Raw genomic sequence first — 26240 nt, 5'->3', positions numbered from 1 at the left:
TATGAATCGATTTTTCAACACAAGAAACATACTTCCCTTACTAGGCGCTTGCCTTTCTCTGCTCGTTTTTCTGAGTGCCTGTGAGCAAAATAAGTATGAGCCAAATACATCTGTGGCTCCCGGCGGTGGCACAGTAACCACCTTCAAATCATACACATTAGCCTCAGCAACAGGCGCTACTGTGTATGGGCGCGTCGTTTTCTACAAGTATAATTCGACCGTAACATTAGTGGAGATGGGATTGTATAATACGGTTACCGGCACGTCGTACGCGTCTTCTATCTACGAAGGCAAGGCTACCGAAAGTTCCGCAAAAGCCCTTAAACCGCTCGATGCCATTAGTGGTGCTACAGGATCATTCTCAACAAGCAAATACTACACGATCAGTGAAGCCGGTTTCTATGACAAGCTGAGTGCCTACAACGCCAATGTAAAAATCATGTCGGGTACAACGTTGGTAGCCAGTGGCAACATTGGGGGTAATGCTACACCCGTAGCGCAGTCGCAGTAGACGTCGTTTTTAAGGCCGTTCTGCAAATGTCATTTTATTTACTTAACAGCCCCGGATCAGCTTCCGGGGCTGTTAGTATATACAGTTAACTCATCCAATCCCACCATCTCCCGGCTCATCATCTCACCCTGCACGGTTGGGGCGGCTATTCCTCCTCCCAGCATCGCTTGACTTCTGAACACGCGCATTTCATCCCAAAGACCAGCTTGCAGGAATGAATTTATAAGACTTGTTCCACCCTCAACCAGTATAGACTGAATCTTACGCTCGTGAAGCGTAGTCAATGCGTGAATGAGCGAATGAGTGAATGCGTGGATGACATTTGGGCGCCCTGCAAGGGTATCGTCCTCACAAGTATGGAACACGATTGTCGGTTGAGAACCATCGAAAAGATGTAATGTCTGATCTAGTGAAAGGGCATTATCCACAACAATACGGGTTGGATTTTTGCCCGGCCACAAACGGGTGTTCAATCGGGGGTTATCCAGGCGGGCAGTGTTAGTACCCACCATGATGGCGTCTTCCTCGCTCCGCCAGCGATGAACAAGCCGATGCGCCAGATCGCCACTGATTTTCACTTGCCTACCTTGTTCACCCGCAATGAACCCATCGGCGGTTTCGGCCCATTTAAGGATAATATACGGGCGCTTTTTCTCAAAGAATGTAAAAAAACGAGCATTCAACTGACGGCCCAGCTCGGCCATAACACCTGTTTCTACCTCAATACCAGCCGCCCGTAATTTGTCAAAGCCCTGCCCCGACACCAGCGGATTAGGGTCATCATTACAGCAAATAACCCGCCTAACCCGATTTTCAATGAGTAAATCGGCACAGGGGGGCGTTTTGCCCCAGTGCGAACAGGGTTCGAGCGTAACATAAACCGTTGCTTCGGGCAGTAAATGCGTATCTTCAGGTCGAACGGAGCGAATGGCGTTCACTTCGGCATGCCATTCACCATATCGTTGATGCCAGCCCTCGCCAATAATGCGCGGCTCTGAATCACCCAACTGATGCGTAATAACACAGCCAACCATTGGATTAGGGCTAACGTGCCCCCGGCCTAAGGCAGCCAGTTCGAGCGCCCGCAACATGAATTGGTTCATAATTTGTGATCTACCGTTCATAGTCCATGACAAATAGACGGCGGCTGCTTGATGCATTGCAATCTGAAAACCACAAACCGACTACTGAATACCGTAAACTTCCCTATTTTTGGCAAAATTACTCGTCCCGATCAAAATGGCTACTGCCAAACCCCTATACGAACGACTTAGTAAAAACATTACGGCTTATCAGCCCGAAGAAGCACGGGAGATGGCCTTCATGCTACTCGACCATTATTTCGGACTGCGAAAAACGGATGTGCTGACCGATAAGCCGCTCCCACCCAATCGGACAGAGCCCGACTGGTTCAAAATTCTGGAGCGACTAAACCGCCAGGAACCCATTCAGCACGTTATTGGCACGACGATTTTTTGCGGCTTAGAGTTCGAGGTGTCGCCCGATGTGCTGATTCCCCGCCCCGAAACCGAAGATCTGGTCCGGCTCATCATGCATGACTTTGCCGACCGTGTCGACGATGTTCCGATTCTCGATATTGGCACAGGCAGCGGCTGTATTGCCATTACGATGGCGCGATTCCTGCCCCAGTCGGTGGTTACGGGCTGGGATGTTTCCGAAAAAGCACTCACACTGGCCCGGCACAATGCAGAGAATCTACACGCCGATGTTCACTTTTCGATTCAGGATATTCTAAACATCCCGGCGGATTTTAATCAGCGTTTCGATTGTGTTGTGAGCAATCCGCCTTATGTGACGCGCTCCGAAGCCGCCGACATGCATCGTAATGTGATTGATTACGAACCTGATCTGGCTCTTTTTGTAGACGACAACGATCCGTTGGTTTTTTACAAAGCCGTAGCCGATTTCTGCGTTCGTCACCTCACCAAAGACGGTGCTTGCTACGTTGAGATAAACGAGCGTTTCGGTGAAGCAACGCGTGAAGTATTCGCCGAAAGGGGCTTTACCAATATCCAGGTTTATAAAGACATTCACGGCAAAGACCGTAGTATTCGAATTACATTTTGAGCGTGGCAGAGTGGGTTAACAAACCGATTAAAATCAACTACTCCTCCACTTCACCCATCAACTAATTAATCAACCCATGCAACCAACAACCTCATTCACGTATCATGCTAAAATTCGCGATGTATTCAGTGAGATGAGTCAGGTTGTGGTTGGGCAGGAACGACTCCTCAATCGGCTGCTCATTGGCCTGTTTACGGGTGGGCATATTTTGCTCGAAGGGGTGCCGGGACTAGCCAAAACATTGACGATCAATACGCTGGCGAAGGTATTGGAACTGGATTTTCAACGCATTCAGTTTACCCCCGACCTGCTCCCCGCCGACTTGATTGGCACCATGATTTTCAACCAGAAAACCGCAGAGTTCGAGGTGAAACAGGGGCCTATTTTTGCCAACCTGATTCTGGCCGATGAAGTCAACCGGTCGCCCGCCAAAGTACAGGCGGCCCTTCTGGAAGCGATGCAGGAAAAGCAAGTGACTATCGGCGAAGAAACCTTTGTGCTCGACCGGCCTTTTTTGGTATTGGCGACACAGAACCCGGTTGAGCAGGAAGGTACCTATCCGCTTCCCGAAGCCCAGGTCGACCGATTCATGATGAAGGTCTTCGTGGATTACCTCAACAAAGAAGATGAGTTGGCCGTCATGCGTCGAATGTCGAACATGAACTTCGACTATGAGGTGCAGCCTGTGTTGGGAAAAGAGGAACTGGTCGCCATTCGCAACGAAATCAACGGCGTTACTATTTCCGAAACACTCGAGCGCTATATTATTGAGCTGGTCTTCGCGACTCGTCGGCCGATGGAATATAACCTGCGCGATGAAGCCCGATATATTCAGTTTGGTGTATCGCCCCGCGCCAGTATCAACCTGAATCTGGCCGCCAAAGCCCTCGCCTACTTCGACCGGCGGGATTATGTGCTGCCCGAAGATATTAAAGAAGTAGCTCCCGACGTGTTCAACCACCGCATCATGCTCAATTACGAAGCCGAAGCCGATGGCGTTACGTCCCTACAGGTCATTGACTCCATTTTGCGAAAAGTAGCGATTGGGCGATAAACTCTGGTGAACGGGAAACTGCCTGTTTTGTGTTTTATAGGAAAGTCTTCCGGCTAATTGTATATGCAGCAAAACAGGTTTTTTATTTTAATAGCCCTACTGCTCATTGGCGGGTTGTGGGTTTACGGTACGTACATTGCTACTCCCAAACCACCCCACAAACGCCCGGCAGGAGCCACTTCGCCCGGCAATCGGCGGGTCGAAAAGAGCGATGCCGACTGGAAAAAACTACTGACCCGATCTCAGTACAACATTACCCGCGAGAGCGGTACCGAATGGCCCAACAGCAGCGAACTTACCCACGAGCCGCGTCCGGGAATTTATAGTTGTGTATGCTGCCATAGTCCGCTATTCATGTCCGGCACCAAATTTGATTCTCACACAGGCTGGCCTAGCTTCTATGCCCCTATTACGTCCAATGCCGTGTATGATGAGCCCGATGGAAATCGAACCGAAGTTCGGTGTTCGGTTTGTGACGCACACTTGGGCCATGTTTTCAACGATGGCCCCGACCCCACTGGTTTGCGGTACTGTATGAATGGGGTAGCGTTATCGTTTGCCGAAGGCAAGTAATTCGTTCATTACCTTTCATCTTCGTACCCAGCGACATACGGTCTGTAAGAGTGAATTTAGTGTTTTTATATTCTTCTCTTATTTTCTACATTTATAAAAATTCGCAATTCGCGAATTGCAAATCATGAAAAAACATAGCGGCATGCGGCCACAGGATATACTAATTTTGCTGAAAATTGATGCAGATAGGCAACGCTTAATGCATAAATGCTCACTCGACAGCATGGTGGATATAATGATGCCTTTGCTGCAAAAAAATATTGCCCTTGATTTAGGCATTAGCCCCTCTGAGGTAACAGAATCGTTGGCGAGGTCGGTGTTTGCTGGCTTGTATGATCCAACTAGAAAAAGGGTAATGGCTAGCGCCCTTCTTGATTTTTTGCAGTATGGCTTAAAGTATGTATTTCCTCAACAACCAGGTTCATTAGTTAGAGGAACTCCTACAGCTCATTCTGCTAAACCATTATGTGAACTTGTTCAATCCAACGAACCCTATGTATGGCCCAATGCGGATGGCACTGTTCGAGGGCAAGCGATCGACCCTCTATACCCAACTGTTGTAAAAGCGGTCGAAAATGATCCTTTCCTATATGAAATGCTGGCGTTGATAGATGCCATACGCGTTGGTAAATCCAGAGAGGTAAAGCTGGCAGTGGAAGAACTCACTAAACGAATAAGAGTAAACGAATGAATCATCACACCAACTTAGTTCGTATCCGAGCGGTAGCTGCTGCCTTGGCGGAACTTAACGAGAAGGTCGTCTTCGTGGGCGGTGCAACAATCAGTCTTCATGCTGATGATTCAGCAGCTGCGGAACCTAGACCAACCGATGATATAGATGTAGTTATTGAAGTAGCCACATATCGAGAGTTTAGTAGCCAGATTGAGGATCGGTTACGACAATTGGGATTTACAAATGATTATGAATCTGGTGTAATCTGTAGATACAAAATCCATGGCTTACTCGTAGACGTAATGCCTACCGATTCCGGTGTGCTCGGCTTCACGAACCGTTGGTACAAAGACGGAGTTAAGGAGGCCATTATTTATCAAATTGATGAACGACAATCTATACGAATTTTTTCTGCTCCGTACTTTATTGCTACAAAAATCGAAGCCTTTAACTCATTCAGACATGGGCGTGACCCGCGAATGAATTCCGATTTTGAAGACATCATTTATCTTTTCGATAATCGACAGAAGCTATTCAACGAAATTATGGAGAGTACAGAACCTATGCGTTCGTATGTACAAGCAGAAATAAATACATTGCTCTCAAAATCAAGCCTCTACGAATACATTTATGCTCAATTAGAACGTAGTACAGCTAGTCAGAGAACAGAGCGAATTCTCAAAATATGGCAAAATTTAATAAATCAATAGCGGCTAAAAGTCATTTTATCAGAACTGAAAATAAATGAATTGATTGGAGGAGAAGACGCCGAACAGGTAGGTCACGAATGTGATCAGAACAAACAACGTAGCGAATCGAACCGTGTTGCGCGTCGGAATGGTGAGGTAAAACTGCTCTTTGAGTAGAAGAAACACAATCAGGAAAATACTGAACCACATCTCGGTCGTGTTCATTGGGCTGTCGATGTGGTCGCTTATCGATAACGTTGGGATGCGTTTCAAAATCAGGAAGGCGTCGCTTAGGCTGCGGGCGCGAAAGAACACCCACGTCAGCATAATCAGTATAAACGTAATGAGCGTGTTTACCACTACCCGCACGGGCGACTTTCTGCTTTCCCGGTCGTGAACCGGCGATGTTACCAAGCTCGGCGGAGTACTGGAAAAGCCCATTTTTGACATCAATTTATCCCGCAAAACAGCCAGTATCTGGTAAAGACCGTTTAGTCCACCCCAAATTACATATGTCCAGTTTGGCCCGTGCCATAGGCCGCTGGCCAGAAACACGATAAGCATGTTCAGGTATTGCCGGATCTCTCCTTTCCGGTTGCCGCCAAGCGGGATGTACAGGTAATCGCGAAACCAGGTTGAGAGCGAAATATGCCAGCGTCGCCAGAATTCCGAAATTGACTGGGCAATGTAGGGCGTTCGGAAGTTCTCCATGAGCGTGAAGCCCATCACCCGCGAGGCACCAATAGCTACGTCAGAGTAGCCCGAAAAATCGCAGTAAATCTGAAACGTATAGAAAAATGTGGCAGCCAGTAGCGTCAAGCCATTTTGTTGATCCGGAGCAGCATACGCATGATCGACGAGCATGGCAAGGCGGTCGGCAATAACGAGTTTCTTGAACAAGCCGAACGCCATTTGCATCAGGCCCGCTTTCACATTCTCTTTATCGTACTTAAAGTAGTCGTGGAACTGCCAGAGTACATTTTGGGGTCGCTCAATTGGCCCGGCCACCAACTGCGGGTAGAACATGACATAAAGCGCGTAGATACCGAAATGCTTCTCGGCTTTCTGGTTGCCCCGATACACCTCAATGGTATAACTCATGGCCTGAAATGTATGGAACGACAGGCCAATGGGCAGAATACTCATGTTGTCTTTGTAGGACGAAATACCGCTTTGCCCGAACACATGCAGCACTTTTACGAATATGCGGTTCACCAGTTCCGTAACACTATCGGCAAGGCCGGGCATGCTTAGTTTCTCAAACAGAAAAGACAGATTTTCGGTAAAGAAGCCCAGATACTTGAAAAAGGCCAGGATACCGAGATTTGAAATAAGGGACAGAATCAGCAGCCACCTCCGGGTTTTTCCGGTCGATTTCTCAATCCAGATACCGGCAATGTAATCAATGACAATGGTGAGGAAGAGTATGACAATATACGCAGGCTGGAACACCATGTAGAAGTAGCAGCTAGCTATCAACAGCAGTATCCAGCGCCCCTGCCACTTCAGGCTGAAGTAGCTAAGCGTAACAACAATAAAGAACAGTAAAAATTGAAGAGAATTAAAGAGCATTGGTTGGTGAGTCGGTAAGTTTTAATATACTTTCTCGACCTTTTCTACGAAATCCTGGAACTGCCGCGCCGGAATAAATTGGGGTTGCGTTCGGTAGGACAACACCATAAATACCAGCAAGAGCGAAATGAGGAAAGCCTGAAGGATAACGATCAGAAATGAGAATACTAAGTAACTGGCCCATCCCGGCACGGCGGTGTCGGTACACAGACGCAGGAAAACGACGACTCCAATACCAAAGACCGATGCCACCACCATCATAACGCAAAATAGAGCTAGCCGAACGGCCGTGGTATCCATAAGTACTGATACCGCACTAAGGCCGTGCAGCACCAGCGATACAAAGTTCATTTTCGATTCGCCAGCCAGCCGACGACCACGCTCTAACGGGACCGCCGTATAAGGTAACTTTGACCGAATAACGCCACCAGGGTAATTGTTCCAGATTTCAGAAACATAGGCCAGTTTACGAAGCTGTCTGGCCGGAATCAGGCTGAAGTTGCCAAACGTAATGACCTTGCCTGTCAATAATCGAAATACGGTTTTGTACACTTCGTAGAACAAGCGAAATGTGACACTTTCGTGCCGTTTCGCCCGATGGGCAAACACAACATTTCCAGGATTTGCCGCCCCTTTTTCCAGCAGCTTCGGGATATCTTCAGGCCTGTCTTCCCCATCGGAGTCCATCACAATAGTGGGATATTGATCGGGTAGCGAAGCCAGATACGATAAACCGAGGGCAATAGCTTTCTGGTGGCCAACATTCCGAAACAATCGTAGCACCGACAGTGACTGTCCAATACCGTTGGGCAACGTATCGTAGTCCGTTGACGAACAATCATCAACGATTAAAAAGGACAACCGGCTGGTAAGAGCCGGTTCGTTTACGTCCCGAATTCGTTCCAGTAATAGCCCCAGCGCCTGCCAGTCGTTGAATAAAGGAATGACAATATTGATTCGATCAGGATAGGCGGTGAAGGTGTTATCTAATGCCATTAGGAGTGTTGACAATGAGTAATAGATTGGTCTGCTTCAGTAATTAGCAACGAATTGCTCACCAGGGCATTCGGGCGGGCAAAAAGATGCGGGAATGATTCCGGGTCATTATACCGTGAAGCGATACCAAAAATCTGTTGTTTCGGCAAAACAGTTTGATTAGGGTCAATAGCAGACTTGGCAAAAGTAAATCTTTTCGGCCTAAAACCGACCAATGCCTTATCGTATAGCCTAAGTAAGCCAATTTAAGTAGTAGAAACCGGCTATTTATTCTACATCAACAAACTGATTCGCGAATTGCAGGTCGCTGTGGTCCGGGTATGTTCGAAACAAGCCAAGCTGGTAATGACCGGGTACAACCATCAGTTTAGGGATCCCCGTTGAGAAGCCGGGCGCCATTCGCCAGGGGAAATACCCTATGGGCCGGTTTGGGGTTGCAAACATCACATACGTATGGCGGTCTGACTTCATAACCATGTATGTTCCTTCATTCAAACCCGGCTTATAGGTAGGATCATCACTGCTGACAACCACATAATCAGTCTGCTGGTCGACGTGCAGCGGTATTTTTAGCGGAGACGCCTGAACAGGATTCTCCATCTTTTTCTCATCGGGCGTTATCGTTGGAACAGGCAGGCTATACCAGCCGCGATTATGCATCATAGACGTTAGATTCGAGATATATCGGGCCAGTTCGGTGTCACGGCTCCCGCCAAGACCAACCTGACTATGCACCTGATTGTAGGCCATACCCTGTAAGTACTTTCTCCGTTCAACAGCCATCGGCACATACGTTATATAAGTCACCACGTTAACGACAACGAAGATTCCCCATATGACTGGCCAGATACGTACCCGTTTGTTCTCCGGTAATCGGCTATAGAACAAAACGCAGGCAGTTGCCCACAGCACCATCGCATACGTTCGATAAGAACTATGCAAAACCATTCCGAAATAAAACCGAATCCTGAAGACCGCAATCAGAGCGATGTTGGCCAGCAAAAAAAGGACGATACCCAGAATGAAGGCATCAAAGAAAGAGGTATTTTTTTTTGACTGAAACAGACTCTTAATGATCCAGTAAGCAAGGCCGCCAACGAGAATCAGACCCGCGATAAATGGTAAATGAACCCGCTTTTCGGCAAGGAGCGTGGGGAAGAAATCAAATACGCTACCGGCAAAAACCAGGAAGCCGAACAGTGTTTGAACAGGATGAGCAATTACATAGGCAAACCCTTCTGCATTGCCCTGCTGCACCGGATAGCCCAAGAAGTAGAGATATCCACCAAGACCACCTACCGCCAGCCATATAGCCAGCGCAAGCCATCGACGCTGGAGAATTAACATACCGGCTCCGGCAGGCCACAACAGCATGCCATTGCCCATGCTAAATGTACTGAGTAAGCCCAATGCCAGAGCTATACCCAAATTAAGCGGCTTATTGGTGGCGAGAACAAAAAATGTAAGCATGACCAACCCAATGATCGCCAGGTATTGAAGTGTATAAATCGCCGTGAACGTCAGCAGATAATTTTGAGCCACAAACAGTAGCAACGGTACCGGCAACATACCAATGAGTGCTTTTTTCGAATTACCCTCCTGATCGCGCAAGGCCCGGTACAGAAGAAAAAAGATGAGCACCAGGGCCATATTTCCCCAGAGCATGAGCTGACCGAAATTCAATCTGCCCGTCAGGTAATATTGAGCCAGTACAACCAGACGAGCATAAACAACCCGGTGCTCGTTATTGGGTCTGATCAATGCGCCGATGCGCTCGCCAAAAGAAGGTGCATTCAGAAACCGGTCCAGAAAGTACGGAATATTTTCGTACTCATCGAACCACGGTATGTTGAAGCGTATCGTAAAGAAATACAGAAAGAATCCCGCAATGGGCAACAGCAACAAAGCCCTCGTTACGGGAGGAAACGCCAATAGGCGATATAGGCGGGTCATACGTTTCTATATTTTCGTTGAATCCGGTATAGTTCGTACCACATTCTAAAAACGTAGCTTGAACTAATACGCGAATCACTTTGCTCAATCCATTGCCGAAGTGGATACTCGGCAACGTGCTCCAGTACGCTTGGCCGGCCGTGTTTTTGGGTTAACCGGGCCAATAATTCTACATCGAATAACCACGGGCTAATAAAGGCTTCCTGAAACAGACTCACAACCGTGTTGCGCCGAAACAGCTTGGCGCCACACTGCGAATCGTAAACGGGTAACTTCAGAATGTTGCTGATGATTGTGGCAATCACCCGGCCCACATAGTGCCGAAACGGATCACGTCGAATATCAACGCCCAGAAATTTGATGCGTGACCCCATAACCAGATCAAGGGCGCTATTAGTGTCCAACACAGCCGTTAAATCGGCAATGGCCGTGAGTGGTGTGGCTAAATCTGCATCCAGAAACCCCAAATAGTCGAATGACTTGTTGGCACAATGTAACATACCGGCACGTACAGCTCCGGCTTTACCCTGATTTTGTGCCAGTAGTAAGGCCTCTACACGGTTTGGGTATTGGCGCTGCATTGTTTCCAATAGGGCACGGGTACCATCGGTACTACCATCATCTACAAAGCAAAAATTAACGTTCGTACTTTGCTGTACATAGGCCAGAAACACATCGACCGGGAGCCGCGTAGCCTCATTGTAACAGGGAATAATGATGCAAACAATCGACATTCGGCCTTTATGGGTTGACGGTGGCGGTGAGGGTAGAGTCCAGAACGAGCGCTTTATGACCGTAGTACCCTGATTGACAGCGGTTCCACCAATGATTGCGCTCGGACTTAATATCTTCTACAAACAAACTGGGCGGATACACGCTGATTGGCCGTAAACGGACGGTATCTGCTTTTGTTAATAGTTGCTGATGTCGTTCTGTCATTTCGTGGTCGTAGGTAGATGCATTCCCGGTCAGCAAATCAGTACCCATTTGCTTAATGGACGTGCTGGCGAGCAGGCTTCCAATTAGCCAAACACCTGTAAACAACCATACGGGGGCGGGCCACTTCTGCACAAGCGTCAGGCTGCGGCCCCGCCGTTCCAGCCAGCCTACCCAGACGGTCAGCACATAAAACCAGCCCAGGACAAAGAACACGAACAGGATGTTCATGGTGCGGGCAAACGGTGGTATGCCCAGGCCATAATAGGACGGAAAAATTGTGCCGGCCAGTAAGCCCAGATAAATGACTGTTAACAAGCCGGCTGGCAGCAGGAACAATTCCCGAACAGGGCTACCGTGCCGTACCAGGCGACGGGCGACGGGAATAAACAACAGCGAAAAAGGTATTATTGGTGTTTTTAGCAGCCACTCGCCTATCGACCGGGCCAGCCAGCCAAATGAGAATCCCACAGACTTGACCAATTCGCCAGCCTTCGCCTGATTGCTGCCCATACGAATGGCATTGCCCGGTGCCCGAAATAGCAACCAGGCCGATATCAACGCCACGACAACCAGCCCGACCAGCAACGGATCAAAACGGCGAAGAAAGACCAATCGGTATCCCACGATGGTGAAGAGCAACAAAATCAACAAGATCAGATTCGTTTCGCCGGAACCAATCGTGGCAAATACCAGAAAACTCGCCCATACGGCCGTCAGCCCTTTAAGCAGACTATTTGGTAAACGGTACCATCGAATTAATACAGCCACCAAATAAATGGTCAGAATAGTGGGGACGGTATAGGTAGCAATGGCAGCCGTCCAGAAAAACGCTTCGACAGTGCTTTGAAGCGCCATCACGATCATAAAAAACACCAATCCTGTTGCTAGGAGCCGGTTTTTCAGCGATTCACTGCGCAATATTTCGTTGACCAGTGCATAAATAGAGCCCACAAGAGCAGTAGCTACAAGAGCCGGAATAAAGCGATACCCATCATACCAGCCCCACACCAGCGGACTCGCGTGAACCAGCATATTGGAAAAATAGCGCCCTGTCCATCCATCATAATAGTATTTCTGTCCCTGCCAGAACCCATAGCGCGTAGCCGTATCAGCAAAGCAATAATCGTCGGCAGCCGAGGGGTGATTATGAAACGAAAGCAATACTAACGGCAGATAAGCCAGCAAAAACAAGAGAACTACGGTTACGGTCGCCAACCGATCAATAAGCGGATGTTTCATGCAAAAGTTGAACAGAGGCAGGACATAGAAGAACGTATAATGAATAATTTATAATGAAGAGTGAAAAATAGTAAACCACTTACACTCAAAAACTTACCATCATTATTTATTATTCACTTTTCATTCTTCATTATTCACTCTTCATTATAAATTATTCACTCCACCGCTGTCGTTGGCTTCTGTCCGTTCAGAAATGGATAGGCCAGTACAGCGATCAGAATGACAAGCGTGCCGATGTAAAAGCCCGATGTCATGTGCTCGGTGTCGCCAAATATCAACAGGGCGAGTATAATGCCATATACAGGCTCCAAATTTACGGTTAATATGGCCAGATAAGCGGAAAATTTCCGTAACAGGCTTACCCCAACGGTATAGGCATACACCGTACATACCATCGACAGTATCAAAAGCCAGAACCATTGACTAAGTGACTGGGGCACAAACTCAACCGGCAAACCCGGCCCCGTTGTAGTAAGCTGCCACACCAGTAGCCACAGGATTATGGCCCCCAGTAACGCGCCAGTCATCTCGTAAAATGAAATCACCAGTGCGTCGTACCGATGCGTAAACCGGCTGTTGATGATCGTAAACAGGGAGGACAGCATGGCCGAACCAACCGCAACGGTCAGCCCGACAACCTTATCAAATTCGAATCGGAAAATTAAATACAGGCCCGCCATAACAGCCGCGCCAAGGGCTACCTCAACAGGCCGAACCCGCCGACGCAATAATAAGGGTTCCAGAAAACTCGCCCAAAGGGAGCTGGTAGCCATACCTGCCAGACAAACCGAGACATTGGACAGCCGGGCGGCCAGAAAAAACAATACCCAGTGCAGGCCAATGAGCCCGCCGGTTCCCAGAAGTCCCCAGCAGTCGGTGGTTGACACCCGGATGGTTTGCTTACGAATAAGCAACACGACACCTACGCCCAAAACGGCCAGCAACGTCCTGAATAAAACGACTGCCGAAGGGTCGAGGGGTTGCAACAGTTTACCCAGAATAGCGGTAAACCCCCAGATCAGCACAATGAAATGAAGTTGAAGATAATCTGTGACTGACGCTTTTTTTATCATTCGTTACTGCTTACCTCGGAATGGTGTTGTATAAAAGCACACCGATACCTGCAAAAATAGCATTTGGCAACCATACTGCCACTATGGGGTTCAGGTTACCCGACTCGGCAATACCTTTGGCCAGCATAAAGAATAGAAGATACGTAAAGGCCAGAAAGAAGCCCAGTGCCACCTGCCAGCCCACCCCCCGGCGACTCTTGCGGGCCGACATGATAACGCCAATAACGGTTAGAATAATGATGGCGAATGGCCGGGTATCGCGGCTGTATTTTTCGAGCAGGTACGTCTCAACACCGTCGGCACCACGACTTTGTAACAAATCGATGTGTCGGTTTAACTCAGGGCGCGTGAGGGTTTCATATAAGTTAAAGTCCGAGCTAAAATCATCGGGTTTCAGGTTCAGCGTTGTGTCGATACGGGCACCGGGCGTGAGCGTTTCCTGTAGTCCATTGATGGTTCGTATTTTATAATCGTATACAGTCCATTTCTTTTTCTTGGCATCCCATTCAATGTGATCGGCGGAGAGTTTTTGCTTTAGCTGATTCCCCTCTACCCGTTCCATCGTAAACTTATAACCCGTATTGATCTGGTTATTATAGCTTTCCAGATAGGCGTAAGTATTGGGCGCTATCTTCAGATGAACGTTGCGCCCGGAGTAGGTATAGGCGTCGTTGATGTACTTTATTTCAAACGCAATCCGGGTTTTGTTAGCCTTCGGAATTACGTAGTTAACCATAAAGTAGGTGGCTACGGCTAGTACCGTTGCCCCCAGCACATACGGCAACAGCAAGCGAACAAAACTGACGCCACTACTCAGAATAGCAATAATTTCGGTGCGGGCCGCCAGTCGGGATGTCAGGAAAACCGTGGCGATGAACACCATTAGCGGACTGATGTAATTAGCCCAGTACGGAATAAAATTGAGGTAATAATTAAACAGAATTTCGCCTGCGGGTGCGTGTGTTTTGTGAAAGTTGTCCACCTTTTCGGTGTAATCGATCATCACAACCACAAGCACAATTACCAGCACCACGAAGATGTAGGTTTGCAAAAAGCGCTTAAGTATATAGGCGTCTAAGAGTTTCATAAGAAAGTAAGTAGTCAAGTGGTAAGTGGCCAGATAGTGAGTGGCCTGATTGGTATCTACCTGCTACTCATAGAATTTACCAATAAATTTTTGGCGACTTCGTAACTGATGAACACAGTACGGCCGGTTTCAATTTGCACCAGCACCGACTTGTCGAACGCGTTAATTTCATTTACTGTAACGGTGCAGCCGAGGGTAAGATTCGACTGATCGAGGTGTTTCAGGAATTCGGTCGAGTGTTCCAGCACAGCCATCAGGCAAACGTCCTGCCCTTTGGCCACTTCAGACAGTTTCTGGTAGCCTGTTTCAGGCATCTGTCCGGCCTGCGTTGGAATAGGATCGCCGTGTGGATCAAACTGCGGGCAACCTAAATACGTATCTAAACGCGTCACCAGTTCCTCCGACCGAATATGTTCCATTTCTTCCGCAATTTCGTGAACTTGGTCCCAGCCAAAACCAAGTTTCTGCACCAGAAAGACTTCCCAGAGCCGGTGCCGCCGAATAACCTGCAATGCCAGGCGCTCACCTTCTTCCGTTAATCGAACGCCCTGGTATTTTTTGTAGTGAATCAATTGCTTTTCGGCCAGTTTTCGTAGCATATCCGTTACAGAAGCTGCCTTTGTTGCGGTCATTTCGGCAAGTGCATTCGTGCTAACTTCACCCTGCTGACGACTGGCGAGGTAATAGATGGTCTTCAGGTAATTTTCTTCAGTAAATGAATGCATGAAATGAGTGGCTGCTTATCCATAACGGCTGAATAAACGAAAACAGTTTGCCTGCAAAGGTAGTTTTTATGTTAAACTTTCTAAAAATTTAGGCGACTCTAAATTTTTATTTCAACAATGCTTATCTTTAATGCGTTATAGAAAAACAAACGTATTTCTGAGTAATTCAATAACTACTTAAAACCACACAGGTTCATCAACCGGTTTAGTGGGTATTCAACGTGTAAGACTGAAATGGAGGTAACGAATACGTCGATGAAAGGCTGGCGGCAAGAGAGTAACGAAAACTCTCTGGCCGACGTACATAGCTCTGTTCATGTGCCGATAGGCGGAGGGTTCTTTAAAACATTACGGGCCTACGCCGGGCCTGGCCTAATGGTTGCCGTGGGCTACATGGACCCAGGCAACTGGGCAACCGATATTGCGGGCGGGGCCCGGTATGGCTATAAACTCTTATCGGTTGTTCTTATTTCTAATCTGTTTGCCATACTGCTTCAGCACCTGGCGTTAAAATTAGGCATTGCGACTGGCCGTGACCTTGCTCAGGCTTGCCGCGATCATTTTAGCCGCCCCGTATCCATTGGCTTATGGCTTCTGGCCGAGATTGCGATTGCCGCCACCGATTTGGCCGAAGTCATCGGGTCGGCGATTGCGCTCAATCTGCTGTTTGGTCTGCCCCTCACGCTTGGCATTTTGATAACGGCCCTTGATGTGCTGTTACTGTTATACTTACAGAACAAAGGGTTTCAACTCATTGAGCGAATCGTTGCCAGTCTGATCTTTCTGATTGTGGGATGTTTCGGTTACGAGTTGCTGGTATCCAGGCCCGATATGGCTGGCGTTGCTGCCGGTCTGGTGCCCCATGCAGACATTATCACCAATCCGGGCATGCTTTACATTGCCATTGGCATATTGGGTGCTACGGTGATGCCGCACAACTTGTATCTGCACTCCAGCATTGTACAAACCCGCGATTTCGGGCGGAATGACGCCGGTCGGAAGTCGGCCATTAAATTCGCCACTATCGACTCTACGGTTTCCCTGTTTCTTGCCTTCTTCATCAATGCAGCCATTCTTGTTCTGGCAGCGGCAACCTTTCACTTTTCGGGGAACCAGCAAGTGGCCGATATTACCGATGCTCACCGTTTACTCGACCCAATTCTGGGCGTTAAACTAGCGGGTATTTTGTTTGCGGTAGCCTTGCTGGCATCAGGCCAAAACTCCACTCTGACCGGTACATTGGCCGGGCAGATTGTAATGGAAGGCTTTATCAATCTGCGCGTTAAACCCTGGATTCGCCGACTTATTACACGTCTGGTTGCTATTGTTCCGGCACTGGTAGTGGCCATTCTGTATGGTGAACATGGCACCAGTGAGCTATTAGTGCTCAGCCAGGTTATTCTGTCACTCCAGCTTAGTTTTGCAGTTGTGCCACTTGTTTCATTCACCAGTAATAAAACCAAGATGGGAAAATTCGTTAATCCTGTCTGGGTAAAAGCACTATCCTGGATCGTTGCGGTGCTTATTATCGTCTTGAATACCTATTTATTATGGGACACGGTTTCGAGTTTATAACCGTGAACATATATTTAATATGAATTATAGATAGACACTCAGTTAAGCATCTGTAATTCAATGTTTTGTCTTTTTGTCATCCCGACGGAAGGAGGGATCTTCGGTAAATTGGATCACTTCGTCTTGTCCGAAGATCCCTCCTTCCGTCGGGATGACAAAAGCAACGCATAGTTTCCTTTTTAAATCATCCCTAATTCACGCTATTTAACGAATTAGCCTGTTCGCTGCTTATAGTCGCACGACAAAAATGGGACGACGATATCAACTATTGTGATATCGTCGTCCTGTTTATAACTTAAGCCTACTTTATTGGCGTAGTCCGATTCGCGACTATGGTGTACATTAATTGACTTTTGTTGTGCTGGGCAAAAAACTGTTTATGGTATTTGATCTGAACATCCTGAAAGCCAAGAACGCCTAGAAATTGTTCGAGAATTTCTGGTGTAAAGTGCCACCAGGTTTCTTCAGGATGCCCCACCACTGCATTAGGCCGAAAGATCATTGATGGGCCCAGCAGCTTACTTCGAATTTTACGCACCGTCGATTCGCCCATCCAGCCAAATAAACTGTTTATGATTTTCTGGCGATTGTTATCCAGAATCTCGGTAATGACGATGGTTTCTTTGGTAATATTTGCCGCTTGTTCTAAAGCCAGAAATGGATCACGAACGTGAAGTAAAATACTGCCGAACGTACTAATATCCACATAACCAACCGATTTCGGAATATCATATACGGTGCCATGTACAAACTCGGCTTTTGAATTAAAGAGTGAATGGCCCAGACGGTAGGCATTATTCAACTTTCGAATATGATTCTTCCGTTTGGGTGCCCAGGCTGCTCCATCCTTATGCGCAAAGGGAACCATGTCCCAATCGAGATCCGGCGATAGGTCATAACTAATCACCGACGCCCCTTTCTTTTCCATATGAAATGTTAGAAACCCATTAGCGGCTCCCATTTCCAGCACGCGCTTACCTGCCAACGGAACATGACCCAGATAATCATCGACAAAAGGGCGCAGATCCCATTCGCCATTCATTTCCCCAAGGCCCGGTAAATCAATAGTGTGGTAGAAGTAATAATCGTCAGGATTAACAGTGGTTGACGAGCCAGATGGTTGAACAGTACCCATGATTTTAGTGGAAAGAAACGTTTATTGTTGAATTGCGGGATGGGTGGAAGTAGCGGAAAGCCAAAAATCATTATGTCTTTTATTTCTTTTTAAATACCGCTTATCGGAATGGTTGCTTAGGTACATAGGTTCGATTACCATTGCTGTTTTCGTAATACTGACCACCACGCGAACCCGTCTTAATAGATTGACCCTGACCATAGTTAGTTGCATCATTCGAATAGTCTCTGGCTCTTGTCCCCTGACTTCCAGTCATCGGATTTGTGTTTCCACTTGTGCTCCAATTATCTGTATTGGTATTGTTCGGTCTCGTATGATAACTTGGCTCAACATATGTCCCGTTTCGCTCGTAACCGCTCTGGTACTGTTTATCTGTATTTGTAGTACCATAGCTAGGTGTAGAATAGCTATTGCCATATGCCTGCTTATTTGAATTATACCTCATATCTGGCGTACCATCTTTCTTGTACTGAGCCATTGAAAGTGAACTGGTAAACACAATCATCGATAGTAAAATAAGATTTTTCATTTTGAACAAAAATTTAACTATTGCTTACTCTATTGGCTTTTCAGCTTACGCCACCTGGTTTTTCGGGAAATCGGTGTTATAACCCGCTTAGTATTTTAAGAGGAAGGTCAACTCCAATAATGGCTTCGACTACCTTAAAGCTAAGCTTCGGGTATATATCAATCGAACTGCGAGAAGGTGAGTGGGCATTTTGAGAAATAAGTAAAAAAGATTGTCTGACTTACCTTTTTGGCCTGAGTCCTATTCATCAATAATTGGCTGGCGGGTGCAATTGTGGACGTTCGGGTTTTATATTCGCCCATTCTACAGCCATATGTCAACGCGCCCGTTACCCATTTACTCAACAGAACAGGATTTTTATACCGCCCTGAGCCGTCGCGATGAGCGGGCTTATCAATTTTTGTACACTGAATCACTTCCTTCTTTTCGATATTGGGTATTGACCAACAGCGGCTCAGAAATGGATGCTGAGGATGCCTTTCAGAAAGGGTTAATGAGTTTTTTGCTCAACCTGGAAACTGGTAGTTATCAACTTCAGGCGGGTACCCGCATTACGACCGTCGTTTTTGAGTATTGTAAACGCGTATGGTTGACTGAATTGAAATCGTCCCGATTACGTACCCGCGCTACCATGCCCGACACAGTCGATATGGTTGATACGGCCGACGTAGTCAAGGATCTAGAACGATTGGATATTGTGCAGGCGGTTCGGCAATCGCTTGGCCAGCTCAAGGATGAGTGCCGAAAGGTAATAGAGTGGTTTTATGTGGAAGACCTGTCACTGCGGGAAATTGCCGAACGACTTGGCATGAAGGAGTCCTCAGTGAAATCGAAACGGTATGATTGTGCCGAAAAGCTGAAAACTTTTTACCTGAAAACGGCTAATCAGTAAGGATTATGAATTTATCAGAAGAGCAATACGAGATAATTGAGGCCTATTTAACCAACGAGCTGTCGGCAACAGACCGAGCCTTGTTTGAAAAGGATATGCAGGCCGATGCCGAACTTCGGGCAGAAGTTGATCGACAGCGTAACATTCGACTCGGCTTGCGGGCTTTGGGTATCGAACGCGCTCTGGAGCGAGCAAAAGCACAGTATGAGGCAACCACAGCACCTTTAGAGTCATTGACCGAAAAACGGACTATTGTTCGTCCCCTATCCAACTGGCGGTACTGGGCAGCGGCCGCATCGGTAGTTCTGGCGTTAGGCGTTGGCTATTATTCGTATCAGCAGACTGGAAATAATCAGGCCGATATGGCCTACGCCGACATCTCCTCGCCCGATCCATCTACCGACCTGCTGAAAGATTTCCCATCCGGCAAGGTTTCCCCGTCCGTCCGGACTGAGTTTCTGGACGCCATGAGAAACTATAAGGCCGGTAAATACGATAAGGTCATTGAGCAGTTAACCACCCTCCCCGCCAATAAACAGACGCGTTATTACAAGGATTATTTTCTGGGACTGAGTTACCTGGCCAATAAGCAACCGACCAAAGCGATACCGTTATTGATCGAAGCGCAGGCCGCTCCATCTCGTCAACTCCGACAAAAAGCCGAGTGGTTTCTGGCTCTGGCTTATGTTAAAAATGAGCAAAAAGAGAAGGCCTTACCCATGCTGAAACGAATCAGTACCGATAAGGCCCACCCTTTTAACTCACTGGCGCAACGTGTGCTTCAGAAAATTGACTAATCCAGATTATTGATTAAGCAACATCTGTACCTCGCTGGCTGTTAACGCCCGTTTGTAAATCCTAATGTCGTCCATAGCTCCCTTAAAATACCAGGGAAGGGATTGATACTGTGCCCCAAATTTCAATTCCCCACCCGGACATTTATCTATTCCGTTAGGAGACAGGTCAGTTTTTACATATAGTTCTGCACCATCAAAATACATTCGGGCTGAACTTCCACTATATGTAAATACCAAATGGTGCCACTTACTTAGGTCAACACCGCTGGTAAACTCCAAATCCTGCCAGCCTTTACCACCTATGCAGTCGCTATTTTGCTTAATGTTGGTCATAAACGTCAGCCCTGGCCCAATATCTTTCTCGGCTTTAATTAAGGAGCTATACGTTTGCGGGAGACCGTCGCTAAAGCGTGCTTTATTGTAAATCTGCATCCGGCCTTCCACGCCAACAGGTATGACGGCTGGTTTGATCCAAATGCTAATTGACAATGCCTCCGGATTCAGAGTCCCGTTCTCAGGCATGTAGAAATAATCACCCGACCCATTTAACAAAATAGCCGAGTTCGCATTGCCCTTACGGTCGCCGGTAAACGTGGTACCTACTAGCTTAACGTTATTGTTATAGCCACTAACATCCAGAAGGGACTGGTTAGTGAATGATACAGAGGCTATCAGGTCCTGAAGAAGAGGATCTGCCTGCGTCGTAAATGATTCAACCGGTGAACTATAAACAAAATCTCCTGAAGGTAATTTGGCATAAGCCTGATAATAATAAGTCGTACTAGGCGCCAGATTTGGCAGATTGACGACTGTATTTACACCTACTATTGGCGTAACTACCGGAACTACAGTTGAGTTTTTAGTATCGGGAGTATTAATGGTAGATGAATAGCAGATACCATATTCTACGGCAGCGGGATTACCATAATTATTGACAACAAAGTTTACACTGGCTGTAGTCACGCCAGCACTAGATGGTTTGACAATACTAAGTGAAGGAGCAACTATATTAACAGGGGTAACTACAGTAGACAACGTGGTTGTGTTATTACATGTATTCGTCAGCGTTGCACTGGCAGTAAATGTGCCAGAAACTGGGTATGTATACGTAACCGTTGTACCCGTAGTTGTGGCAGTGATTCCATTCCCAAAGCTCCAGATAACCTGATCAATGGTACCTTTCGCATCACTAATCGAAAAATCAACCTTCCGTTCCTGCGCTTTTTGAGTTAATGTCCCTGCCGGTTTTTCGCAGATTCGCTGCGTTTTTTTCGTGGGTAGGTCCCAGCTGCCACAACTTAAAAGCAGACTACCAAAGCTGCAGATTAAAACACTAACAAGGAGATAAGTACGTGATGTCTTCATTTTTTATGGAAAAGATGGTGTGAAATAATTCAAAACGTGTAACCGACTGCCAGACCCCACGACTGCGATGAAGGCCTCCATTGCAACGTACTGGTGCGTGGTTTAGGCTTGTGTACCAGTAAGTAGATTTCGGCTATTGTCGCTAAAGCAGCAACGCCTATACAAGCCTTGAACAACCCGTTCTTTTGCTGAGCCGCTTCGGCTGCCGTATAAGCCTCATTATATTGCCGATAGGTGTCGGAGTTAGCGATAATACCGCTTCCGGTAGGGTCGGCGGTTTGGCTAATTTGAGTAAGCGTGTTCATTTTAGATTGATAATCACTTCGAAGGAGCACTGCATACGCACCGGCACCAATAGCAACTGCGCCCGTAAAGATCTTTAAACCAATACGTTTAGGAATTGGATTAAGAATACCATCTATGGTTTGCATTTGAATTACAAGCGATTCTTTTTTTGTTGCAGCGGCATATTTAAGTGCCTCTGAATAGCTGTTTTTAGACTCCCGATACCGTTTCTGGTTGAAAAGCTGGTTACCCTGGCGTTCGTAATAATCGGCCAGCTGCGCTTTTGTAATGGCATCATCCGGATTGAGATTCAGCAGTTGGCCAAATAGCCGGATTGCTTCCGGCCCTTTGTTCTGCCGCACGGCATCATCGGCTTGCTGGCGAAGCGTTAAGCCATTTGTGCAGTCGGCAATCTGTTCCTTCGCATAAGGGTCGTTTTCGAAACCGGGAACTTCGAGACAATTTTGATATTGCCGACGTGCTTCGAAATATTTGCCCTCTTTAAAAAAATCGTCCCCTCGTTTTTTGTACCGATCATATTCGTCGTCGACAACAACGACGCCATTTGATGGGCGACACACCGCCCGCATAGAGGGCAGCAAAACAAACGTCAGGAATAGGGCAAGGATGAACGGGTGTAGTAGTTTACGCATAAAATTGGGTTACTGATCTGTACATTGTTTAATTTTTCGTTTGACCTCTTCGGTATCTTTCAAGGATTGCGCTACCTGATACCAACCTTTAGCGCCATCAAATTCATCTCTCTCAAAATAGTTTTTGCCTTTGCCCATCATGTATGTATAGGCACCATCGCCTTTGGCAGTGTTCAAATCATTTTCTTTCGCGAAAGCCTGCGCTTTAGTGAATGTCGCCATGGCTTTTGCCTTGTTGTTTCCGCTGGTAATGGCTTTCGTGCCTTCCTCAATCAACTGCTCATATTTTTCCTGATCTTCCTTTTTTGAATTTTCCGGCGCAACAGACTCCGCAGGTTTGGCCTTCTCTGTCTCCGGTGCCGCACTCTTAGGCGATTCTGACGGAGTCGTAAGAGGTGCTTTCGCTTCTTCCTGTGCTTTTTTCAGATTTTCTCTACTAGCCGCGTCGCGGAGTTTGATCACATCCCGACGAGTGGGGTCAAGCTTAAGCGCACTATTGGCCATGTCAATAGTGTACCCAAAGTCTTTTGACTGATAAGCCCGCTGAGCCTTGCCGAGCGCAATATCTATTCGTTTACCAAGCGCTTCTTTCGATTCACCAAGGACCGGTTTGAGCTTGATTGGCTCTGTATGTTCTATGTGTGTAGGTTTAGTATTTTCTGGAGGTGGCACTACGCCAGCGGTTAAAGTACTATCCTGCTTCTGAATAGAATCTGTTCTTGTATGATTTCCGTCCAGGCTGTAATACCAAACAAGCCCACCAACAACCATGAATACCGGCGCGACTACCTTCCAGGGGAACGTCCGGGTAATCACATTACCGGTAACAGGGGGCAAAACGGGAGGCTTAGACACAACCTCAGGCTGACGTGGCAAATTAGCTATGTGCTGCTTCTCAGGCACAACAGCCTTGATAACCACAGCTGGTTTTACCGCAATTGGCACAACGACTGGAGCAACAGGAGATTCATAAGCATCTGTACGTTCTTCCTGCTCCTGATAGGTATCCGTTGACTCTGGCTCGATGACCAGTGGTTTAGGTCGAAGTTTGTCGATGCAAAACGCCAGACCCCGAACCGCCGTTTCATGCACTGGATTTACTTGCAATACCTGTTCGTATTGTGCTTTGGCCTGATCGAACCGTTGTTGCTGAATGAACCTTTCGGCTTCGTTCAGCAGCGTCGCTATATGCTGTTGCTCAATAGCCGACGTACATTGTTCAACACCTTTTTGCGCTCCACTATCGTACTCGCGCTTACTGAGCACCTGCTCAAAGACGGCAAGAGCTGATTGGTATTCACGGTGGTCGAAAAGTTTCTGCGCTTCGGCCAGTAATTGGGGAATGGAATCTAGTAAGTTCAGCAACTCCTCTTCCTTCCGAGCGCGTTCGTGAATATCGCGCACAAGGCACCGCCGAATTATGGCCCCATACGGTTCGGCAACCTGGTTCAGGCGCGAAGGCAATTCTACGGTTATGATTTTCTTTTCGATCTCGCGTCGAACCGATTGTTCACTACTATTGCGTGCGTCGGCTCGAAACGGTTTTTCGCCTGTCATTATTTCATACAGGATCACGCCAAACGACCACAAATCGAGGTTGAAACTAACCCGGCTGCCCTCTATCTGTTCAGGCGCTTTGTAGGAAGGCGTACCACGTCCATCGCTCAGATCAAAATCAGAACTGTCGAGTTCGTCGTCACGCACTAGTTTACTGAGGCCAAAATCCGCGATTTTCGGAATGAATCGACCAGCGTTATCACGAGATATAAGAATGTTGGCGGGCTTAAAATCGCGGTGAACGATGCGATTTTTATGCAGGTGCTGAAGGCCCAGCAAAATGCCCTGGGTTATCTCATAAATCTGGGTGGGTGTCAGCACGACATGCCGGAGCAGATCGGCCAGATTACCATCCGGATAATATTTCATGATCGCAAAATCACTAACACTGGTATCGGTTTCAAGCCGATAGCAGGCATCATATCGAGCTATATTGGCTTGCCTGGGCACCCGCTTTGCCAGTTCGACTTCGGCTTTCAGTGACTTCGTATCGTTCCCCTTAAATTCACTTATTTTAACGGCAACCCATTCGGTTTCCAGTTGATCCTCAACCTTTATAACACGCCCATACGAACCACTCCCCAATAACGCCCCCTCATCGTTTGGGCGGATTGGGTACCGTTGCCTGAAGTCTTTAAACGAAGTAATTGTTTGACTCATAGAGTAAGGATCAAACTATGTAAAAATGTTAATTCAAAGATAAGACAAAGGCAGTTCATCCGAAAAACGTCCATAAAAAATGGGCGTCTGTTGACCTTTTGTCCGTTTTTTGACTTGTGGCGATACGTATTTATGTAACTCCCGAATGGTTACGATGCCATTGCCATCAACGTCTCCCTGACCAGTCAGGCCCTTCAATAAAAAGTAAGTAAAAGCCCCTCCTGCCAACCGGCCATCCTCAACAGCACGTTGGGTAGATCGGCTGGCAAGCATCATGGCAACATTACTGCCATCCGGCTCGTTGGTAGCCAGTGCTGATCGTTTAGTTTTCTGTCGGGTTATTCCGCCCGACATGCACGCATCAGCTATGCATAATTTCGTTTTCGCGTTTGACTCATGAAAAGCGGCTTTGATAACGCGGTAGGTTAACAACTTACGCTCATCGCCCGGTCGGGCGTCGTAGGGAACAAAGCTGTCAGGCAGACCATGTCCTGAAAAATAAAGGATAACACGGTCGGTCGGGCCCGCTTGCCGGAAGAGTGTTAACGCCTGCTGAATCGTTTCCTGCGTAGCCTGCCGATTGGTCAGTAACCGGATGTTTGCATTCGAAACACTTCCCCCGGCTTTACTCCGCAAAAAAGTAGCTACCTGCTGTGCATCCCGATCAGCAAACCGCAAATCCCCCGTTGTGTAGGTAAGGGCCTGATAATCGGAAATACCAATAACAACGGCATACGTTTTTCCCGGCATGGAAGCCCGCTGACAACCAAAAAGCAAGCTCAAGCTAAGTAGCAGGTTAGTCAGCATAGGTTTTGAACGGGTCATTTACTTGAACGGATTCGGTTTGTTCTACACGGCTAACACCAATCAAATAGCCCGAATAATTGTCTTTGGTCTGCCCATCGCACATGGCCTGTAACGATTGAGCTTTAGCCAGATCGGGAACATTACCCGCCAGTACGGTTTTCAGCGCGTAATCATCGACATACTCCAGTACGCCATCCGTACACATAAAGAAATAATCACCCGCCCGAACATCCGTCAGGATAGTCATGTCCGGGACAGGACGGGACGAGGCATTTCGATTATCAGCTGCACTGGCAACGATAGCCTTACTGAGCCGATTGCGCCAGGGGTGCGTAAGTGCTTGTGTTACGGTGATGATGCCCGACTCCACCATATCGTTTACCTGCCGATGGTCTTTGGTCTGAAAAATAATATCCCCCCCCCGCAGTTGATACACCCGGCTATCGCCGATGTGCGCAACCGTGACACCTTCCGGATGAATTTGCAGGAGCGCCAGTGTCGTCCCCATCCGACTGACGAATGGATGCTGCTGAAGGTATGCATAACAGGCGTCGTATGCCTGATCGAGAGCCGTTTGCAGATGAACCCGGTCAAAAACAGGCGAGCCCATTGCCGTGCTATAGTCCTGTATGGCCTGGGATACCAACTGGCTGGCAATTTCGCCTTTATCGGCCCCGCCCATACCGTCGCAGATAACAAAAAGTTGTGTGTGTTCAGTGGCCGTACCAACAGCCGGATACAGCGTATCCTGATTGATTGTCCGTTGGCCAATGTGCGAAAACGCAAAAGGAGATGCTGGATGAATCTGCATAA

General features: G+C 47.5%; 25 protein-coding genes. 9 read left to right on the top strand and 16 right to left on the bottom strand.

What is annotated here, in order from left to right; translation table 11 throughout:
• The first annotated feature begins 1 nt into the window (after position 1).
• Positions 2-511: a hypothetical protein gene (locus CWM47_RS25670; protein WP_100991242.1), complete on the top strand. Its 510-nt coding sequence runs from the start codon at positions 2-4 to the stop codon at positions 509-511.
• A 56-nt stretch (positions 512-567) separates the two neighbouring features.
• Here the strand turns inward: CWM47_RS25670 and ribD are convergent, their stop codons facing one another.
• A complete protein-coding gene (ribD, locus tag CWM47_RS25665; protein ID WP_100991240.1) occupies positions 568-1614 on the bottom strand; it encodes a bifunctional diaminohydroxyphosphoribosylaminopyrimidine deaminase/5-amino-6-(5-phosphoribosylamino)uracil reductase RibD in 1047 nt (348 codons plus the stop codon).
• A gap of 136 nt (positions 1615-1750) precedes the next feature.
• Here ribD and prmC point away from each other — a divergent pair, with 136 nt between their 5' ends.
• From prmC to CWM47_RS25640, 5 genes are all read left to right on the top strand, one after another.
• Positions 1751-2599, top strand: a complete 849-nt coding sequence (gene prmC, locus CWM47_RS25660; RefSeq protein WP_100991238.1) for a peptide chain release factor N(5)-glutamine methyltransferase — start codon at positions 1751-1753, stop codon at positions 2597-2599.
• Positions 2600-2675: 76 nt separating this feature from the next.
• The gene (locus CWM47_RS25655) at positions 2676-3653 is read left to right on the top strand and encodes an AAA family ATPase (RefSeq protein ID WP_100991236.1); all 978 of its coding nucleotides are present in this window, start codon (positions 2676-2678) and stop codon (positions 3651-3653) included.
• Between the two features lie 63 nt (positions 3654-3716).
• Positions 3717-4226 carry a peptide-methionine (R)-S-oxide reductase MsrB gene (gene msrB, locus CWM47_RS25650; RefSeq protein ID WP_100991234.1) on the top strand — a complete coding sequence of 170 codons (510 nt, stop codon included), beginning with the start codon at positions 3717-3719 and terminating at the stop codon, positions 4224-4226.
• Between the two features lie 124 nt (positions 4227-4350).
• Positions 4351-4917 (top strand): hypothetical protein, encoded by a 567-nt coding sequence (locus CWM47_RS25645; protein WP_240625474.1) that lies wholly within the window; start codon positions 4351-4353, stop codon positions 4915-4917.
• Positions 4914-5609, top strand: a complete 696-nt coding sequence (locus CWM47_RS25640; protein WP_100991232.1) for a nucleotidyl transferase AbiEii/AbiGii toxin family protein — start codon at positions 4914-4916, stop codon at positions 5607-5609. Before CWM47_RS25645 ends, CWM47_RS25640 begins: the two co-directional genes overlap by 4 nt.
• Before the next feature lie 18 nt (positions 5610-5627).
• Here the strand turns inward: CWM47_RS25640 and CWM47_RS25635 are convergent, their stop codons facing one another.
• The 8 genes from CWM47_RS25635 to CWM47_RS25600 form a co-directional block, all read right to left on the bottom strand.
• Entirely contained in the window at positions 5628-7160 is a 1533-nt protein-coding gene (locus CWM47_RS25635; RefSeq protein ID WP_100991230.1) for an MBOAT family O-acyltransferase, read from the bottom strand.
• Between the two features lie 21 nt (positions 7161-7181).
• Positions 7182-8156, bottom strand: a complete 975-nt coding sequence (locus CWM47_RS25630; protein ID WP_100991228.1) for a glycosyltransferase — start codon at positions 8154-8156, stop codon at positions 7182-7184.
• A 267-nt stretch (positions 8157-8423) separates the two neighbouring features.
• The gene (locus tag CWM47_RS25625; RefSeq protein WP_100991226.1) at positions 8424-10109 is read right to left on the bottom strand and encodes a hypothetical protein; all 1686 of its coding nucleotides are present in this window, start codon (positions 10107-10109) and stop codon (positions 8424-8426) included.
• Positions 10106-10843, bottom strand: a complete 738-nt coding sequence (locus CWM47_RS25620) for a glycosyltransferase (RefSeq protein WP_100991224.1) — start codon at positions 10841-10843, stop codon at positions 10106-10108. The genes CWM47_RS25625 and CWM47_RS25620 overlap by 4 nt, the downstream gene beginning before the upstream one ends.
• Positions 10844-10850: 7 nt before the next feature.
• Entirely contained in the window at positions 10851-12287 is a 1437-nt protein-coding gene (locus CWM47_RS25615; RefSeq protein ID WP_100991222.1) for a DUF6056 family protein, read from the bottom strand.
• A gap of 155 nt (positions 12288-12442) precedes the next feature.
• Complete coding sequence (locus tag CWM47_RS25610; protein ID WP_100991220.1) at positions 12443-13360, bottom strand: DMT family transporter; 918 nt, start codon at positions 13358-13360, stop codon at positions 12443-12445.
• 10 nt (positions 13361-13370) lie between these two features.
• Positions 13371-14447, bottom strand: coding sequence for an LptF/LptG family permease (locus tag CWM47_RS25605; protein ID WP_100991218.1), 1077 nt, complete (start codon positions 14445-14447; stop codon positions 13371-13373).
• Between the two features lie 56 nt (positions 14448-14503).
• Positions 14504-15172, bottom strand: coding sequence for a metal-dependent transcriptional regulator (locus CWM47_RS25600; protein WP_100991216.1), 669 nt, complete (start codon positions 15170-15172; stop codon positions 14504-14506).
• Between the two features lie 234 nt (positions 15173-15406).
• On the opposite strand from CWM47_RS25600, the gene CWM47_RS25595 reads away from it, so the two are divergent.
• Positions 15407-16747, top strand: coding sequence for an Nramp family divalent metal transporter (locus CWM47_RS25595; protein WP_100991214.1), 1341 nt, complete (start codon positions 15407-15409; stop codon positions 16745-16747).
• Between the two features lie 301 nt (positions 16748-17048).
• Here the strand turns inward: CWM47_RS25595 and CWM47_RS25590 are convergent, their stop codons facing one another.
• A complete protein-coding gene (locus CWM47_RS25590) occupies positions 17049-17882 on the bottom strand; it encodes a class I SAM-dependent methyltransferase (protein ID WP_100991212.1) in 834 nt (277 codons plus the stop codon).
• 100 nt (positions 17883-17982) lie between these two features.
• Complete coding sequence (locus tag CWM47_RS25585; RefSeq protein ID WP_100991210.1) at positions 17983-18411, bottom strand: hypothetical protein; 429 nt, start codon at positions 18409-18411, stop codon at positions 17983-17985.
• Between the two features lie 313 nt (positions 18412-18724).
• Here CWM47_RS25585 and CWM47_RS25580 point away from each other — a divergent pair, with 313 nt between their 5' ends.
• The gene (locus CWM47_RS25580) at positions 18725-19303 is read left to right on the top strand and encodes an RNA polymerase sigma factor (protein ID WP_100991208.1); all 579 of its coding nucleotides are present in this window, start codon (positions 18725-18727) and stop codon (positions 19301-19303) included.
• A gap of 5 nt (positions 19304-19308) precedes the next feature.
• Positions 19309-20100, top strand: a complete 792-nt coding sequence (locus CWM47_RS25575) for a hypothetical protein (protein ID WP_100991206.1) — start codon at positions 19309-19311, stop codon at positions 20098-20100.
• Positions 20101-20106: 6 nt separating this feature from the next.
• Here CWM47_RS25575 and CWM47_RS25570 read toward each other — a convergent pair whose 3' ends face one another.
• The 5 genes from CWM47_RS25570 to CWM47_RS25550 are packed head-to-tail and all read right to left on the bottom strand — an operon-like array spanning position 20107 to position 26238.
• Positions 20107-21465: a LamG-like jellyroll fold domain-containing protein gene (locus tag CWM47_RS25570; protein ID WP_100991204.1), complete on the bottom strand. Its 1359-nt coding sequence runs from the start codon at positions 21463-21465 to the stop codon at positions 20107-20109.
• 29 nt (positions 21466-21494) lie between these two features.
• On the bottom strand, positions 21495-22403 hold the full coding sequence (locus CWM47_RS25565; RefSeq protein ID WP_100991202.1) for a tetratricopeptide repeat protein: 909 nt from the start codon (positions 22401-22403) through the stop codon (positions 21495-21497).
• Positions 22404-22412: 9 nt separating this feature from the next.
• On the bottom strand, positions 22413-24620 hold the full coding sequence (locus tag CWM47_RS25560) for a serine/threonine-protein kinase (RefSeq protein WP_100991200.1): 2208 nt from the start codon (positions 24618-24620) through the stop codon (positions 22413-22415).
• A 33-nt stretch (positions 24621-24653) separates the two neighbouring features.
• Positions 24654-25445 carry a caspase family protein gene (locus CWM47_RS25555; protein WP_240625473.1) on the bottom strand — a complete coding sequence of 264 codons (792 nt, stop codon included), beginning with the start codon at positions 25443-25445 and terminating at the stop codon, positions 24654-24656.
• Complete coding sequence (locus CWM47_RS25550) at positions 25417-26238, bottom strand: PP2C family protein-serine/threonine phosphatase (RefSeq protein WP_100991198.1); 822 nt, start codon at positions 26236-26238, stop codon at positions 25417-25419. Before CWM47_RS25550 ends, CWM47_RS25555 begins: the two co-directional genes overlap by 29 nt.
• Positions 26239-26240 lie beyond the last annotated feature (2 nt).

The organism is Spirosoma pollinicola, from assembly GCF_002831565.1.
GTDB classification, from domain to species: Bacteria; Bacteroidota; Bacteroidia; order Cytophagales; family Spirosomataceae; genus Spirosoma; species Spirosoma pollinicola.
Note: the sequence above shows the minus strand (reverse complement) of the source record. Positions and strands in the feature narration are given on the sequence as shown.

Excerpts from the sequence above, each read along its gene's own strand:
- CWM47_RS25610 (WP_100991220.1), bottom strand. The coding sequence starts at position 13,360 with ATGATAAAAAAAGCGTCAGTCACAGATTATCTTCAACTTCATTTCATT.
- ribD (WP_100991240.1), bottom strand. The coding sequence starts at position 1,614 with ATGAACCAATTCATGTTGCGGGCGCTCGAACTGGCTGCCTTAGGCCGG.
- CWM47_RS25620 (WP_100991224.1), bottom strand. The coding sequence starts at position 10,843 with ATGTCGATTGTTTGCATCATTATTCCCTGTTACAATGAGGCTACGCGG.
- CWM47_RS25590 (WP_100991212.1), bottom strand. The coding sequence starts at position 17,882 with ATGGGTACTGTTCAACCATCTGGCTCGTCAACCACTGTTAATCCTGAC.
- CWM47_RS25605 (WP_100991218.1), bottom strand. The coding sequence starts at position 14,447 with ATGAAACTCTTAGACGCCTATATACTTAAGCGCTTTTTGCAAACCTAC.
- CWM47_RS25555 (WP_240625473.1), bottom strand. The coding sequence starts at position 25,445 with ATGACCCGTTCAAAACCTATGCTGACTAACCTGCTACTTAGCTTGAGC.
- CWM47_RS25560 (WP_100991200.1), bottom strand. The coding sequence starts at position 24,620 with ATGAGTCAAACAATTACTTCGTTTAAAGACTTCAGGCAACGGTACCCA.
- CWM47_RS25635 (WP_100991230.1), bottom strand. The coding sequence starts at position 7,160 with ATGCTCTTTAATTCTCTTCAATTTTTACTGTTCTTTATTGTTGTTACG.
- prmC (WP_100991238.1), top strand. The coding sequence starts at position 1,751 with ATGGCTACTGCCAAACCCCTATACGAACGACTTAGTAAAAACATTACG.
- CWM47_RS25645 (WP_240625474.1), top strand. The coding sequence starts at position 4,351 with ATGAAAAAACATAGCGGCATGCGGCCACAGGATATACTAATTTTGCTG.
- CWM47_RS25615 (WP_100991222.1), bottom strand. The coding sequence starts at position 12,287 with ATGAAACATCCGCTTATTGATCGGTTGGCGACCGTAACCGTAGTTCTC.
- CWM47_RS25585 (WP_100991210.1), bottom strand. The coding sequence starts at position 18,411 with ATGAAAAATCTTATTTTACTATCGATGATTGTGTTTACCAGTTCACTT.
- CWM47_RS25565 (WP_100991202.1), bottom strand. The coding sequence starts at position 22,403 with ATGCGTAAACTACTACACCCGTTCATCCTTGCCCTATTCCTGACGTTT.
- CWM47_RS25625 (WP_100991226.1), bottom strand. The coding sequence starts at position 10,109 with ATGACCCGCCTATATCGCCTATTGGCGTTTCCTCCCGTAACGAGGGCT.
- CWM47_RS25570 (WP_100991204.1), bottom strand. The coding sequence starts at position 21,465 with ATGAAGACATCACGTACTTATCTCCTTGTTAGTGTTTTAATCTGCAGC.
- CWM47_RS25595 (WP_100991214.1), top strand. The coding sequence starts at position 15,407 with ATGGAGGTAACGAATACGTCGATGAAAGGCTGGCGGCAAGAGAGTAAC.
- CWM47_RS25575 (WP_100991206.1), top strand. The coding sequence starts at position 19,309 with ATGAATTTATCAGAAGAGCAATACGAGATAATTGAGGCCTATTTAACC.
- CWM47_RS25600 (WP_100991216.1), bottom strand. The coding sequence starts at position 15,172 with ATGCATTCATTTACTGAAGAAAATTACCTGAAGACCATCTATTACCTC.
- CWM47_RS25640 (WP_100991232.1), top strand. The coding sequence starts at position 4,914 with ATGAATCATCACACCAACTTAGTTCGTATCCGAGCGGTAGCTGCTGCC.
- CWM47_RS25630 (WP_100991228.1), bottom strand. The coding sequence starts at position 8,156 with ATGGCATTAGATAACACCTTCACCGCCTATCCTGATCGAATCAATATT.
- CWM47_RS25655 (WP_100991236.1), top strand. The coding sequence starts at position 2,676 with ATGCAACCAACAACCTCATTCACGTATCATGCTAAAATTCGCGATGTA.
- CWM47_RS25670 (WP_100991242.1), top strand. The coding sequence starts at position 2 with ATGAATCGATTTTTCAACACAAGAAACATACTTCCCTTACTAGGCGCT.
- CWM47_RS25580 (WP_100991208.1), top strand. The coding sequence starts at position 18,725 with ATGTCAACGCGCCCGTTACCCATTTACTCAACAGAACAGGATTTTTAT.
- msrB (WP_100991234.1), top strand. The coding sequence starts at position 3,717 with ATGCAGCAAAACAGGTTTTTTATTTTAATAGCCCTACTGCTCATTGGC.
- CWM47_RS25550 (WP_100991198.1), bottom strand. The coding sequence starts at position 26,238 with ATGCAGATTCATCCAGCATCTCCTTTTGCGTTTTCGCACATTGGCCAA.